The organism is Ureibacillus thermosphaericus, from assembly GCF_012396605.1.
In the GTDB taxonomy this organism is placed as follows: Bacteria; Bacillota; Bacilli; order Bacillales_A; family Planococcaceae; genus Ureibacillus; species Ureibacillus thermosphaericus.
In genome coordinates this window covers 1-2,087 of sequence record NZ_JAAXPW010000069.1, presented here as the reverse complement: position 1 = coordinate 2,087, position 2,087 = coordinate 1, and the positions used below count along the sequence as shown (strand labels likewise).

Genomic DNA, 2,087 nt, shown 5'->3' with positions numbered 1-2,087 from the left:
ATCACTCCTAGTAAATGTGGTTTTGGTCGATTACATTTTACCAGAGTTTTGTCACTGTCTCATTTTTTTTTGTTCAAAAAAATTGGTGCTGGTTTATACTCACCAACACCAAATATTATAGAGCCTTATTTTATTGGTTCTTTGTTAAGTAAATGTTGTTAGTGAAATTGAGTAATTTTCATCTGATAATAAATAACCGCCAAGTAGCTTAGAGAAAAATTGTTTTTTTCTCTAAGCTTTTTTCATAGTTACTAAAATTTGAGTAATAAAAAATAAAATATTTTATAATTTTCAATTAATGAGTTTTTAATTTTATATTAAAATTATACATACGATTATGAAAATATTGGAGGTTTAAGTAAATGAAGGAACCTATTATTATTTCATTTATTAATATGAAAGGTGGAGTCGGGAAAACGACTACTACAATAAATATAGCTGATACTTTAGTTAGACATTTTAAGAAAAATATTATGGTAGTAGATATGGATCCACAATTTAATGCGACTCAGGCTTTATTTACAAAATATAAGTCTATACAGTTTTACGAACATTTAAGAAATGAAGGAAAAACAATTGCAAATATTATTACGAATAGTAAAGGAAGCGGTGTTGCACAAGAAACAAAGACATTTTCACATGAAGAGTTAGTAATTGAATTATATAAAAATGTTGATGAGAATAAATTATACATAATCCCTGGTGATTTAGAGTTAATTGCTTATGAATCAAGTAGGAGAGGATCTGAAAAAATAATTTCTAGTTATTTTAGAAAAAATATTTTTGAAAACTATGATCTAGATTATATTTTAATTGATACACCAGCTACTTATTCGATTTATTCTCAAGCGTCTTTACTAGCTTCAAAATATTATATAGTACCTATTGCTCCAGATGTTTTTTCTACATTAGGTTATTCACTTTTACATAAAATTATGAAACAGGATTTAACACTTGAAGATCATGATTTAGTGAATTTAGGAATTATTTTTACTTTAGTTAAAGCGGATAAACAAAGAAGAATTGCAATTCTTGAAAATTTCAAGAATGATCCACAATTTAATACCAAAATAAGAGAGTATGAAAGAATAAGAACGGGAAAATTAGAAACATTAATGTATGATATGGATTTTTGTAGAGAAGAGATAGTTCAACTTTGCAAAGAACTTATTGATAAAACAACTTAAAAGAGAGGGTTTAAAATGGATATCAAAAAAGAATTTATTAATATCAATATCTCTAAAAAAAATTCTGAGATAGTATTATTGCTTTGTATAGCAGTTTTAAGCGAGATTATATTTGATAGGGAAGGCTACTATTCAAAAAACCTAGAATTAAAAGAATTCACAGTAAAAGTGCTCGAAAAAGATTATAGAGAATATATATTTAATGCTAGACCAGCGCTTTTTGCTAGAATAGTAAAGGATTTAAGACAATCCCATAATAAAAATATTGTTCAATTTTTAAAGATTGCAAAAAATATTCAAGTATTTCTCAAGAAAAATATTATATATAAAAGCGATAACGAAGAAAAACAACAAAAGAAAGTAAATAAAAATAATAAAAATATAGATGTTATAGATGCATGGAGAAAAGTAATTGAATCATAAATGTGGGTTGATAATATGGTTATTGGAGAAATTAAGAAAGATTGGGAAGTTGACTTTGAATCATATGAAATGTTTCTAGCAAATCGTGAGTACTTTACAAATACAGAACTAAAGAGTCGTTTTCTTAGAATATACCAAAAAATATATTTATATACTACTTTAACAAATGGAATCTGTGAATTAGATAAACGAAGTAAAATTGAACAATTCTTCTTTGAATGTAAAAATAATATGATAATTAGTTATGATTTAGCAAATCTAAATTATATAAATGCTTCTAAACAAATCCTTAGATCATGCATAGAATCTTTTTTTAGACTTTCATTAGGTATTAGTAGGTACATAGAATATTGTAACCGTCAAGTAGAATTAAACAATTTTCCACAAATAATTTTAAACAGTTTTCTACAATTAAGATTCAACAGTTTGCTAAATTAAAATAATACCTTTCTGTATTTCATACGAATGCTATCCGTT

The 2,087-nt window shown here is 25.3% G+C and carries 2 protein-coding genes; both read left to right on the top strand.

The window, feature by feature from the left end; all coding sequences use genetic code 11:
* The first annotated feature begins 362 nt into the window (after window positions 1–362).
* Window positions 363–1,187, top strand: a complete 825-nt coding sequence (locus tag HF990_RS14720; protein WP_168412884.1) for a ParA family protein — start codon at window positions 363–365, stop codon at window positions 1,185–1,187.
* Window positions 1,188–1,202: 15 nt separating this feature from the next.
* Window positions 1,203–1,610: a hypothetical protein gene (locus HF990_RS14715; protein ID WP_168412883.1), complete on the top strand. Its 408-nt coding sequence runs from the start codon at window positions 1,203–1,205 to the stop codon at window positions 1,608–1,610.
* Window positions 1,611–2,087: the final 477 nt, after the last annotated feature.

Excerpts from the sequence above, each read along its gene's own strand:
- HF990_RS14720 (WP_168412884.1), top strand. The coding sequence starts at position 363 with ATGAAGGAACCTATTATTATTTCATTTATTAATATGAAAGGTGGAGTC.
- HF990_RS14715 (WP_168412883.1), top strand. The coding sequence starts at position 1,203 with ATGGATATCAAAAAAGAATTTATTAATATCAATATCTCTAAAAAAAAT.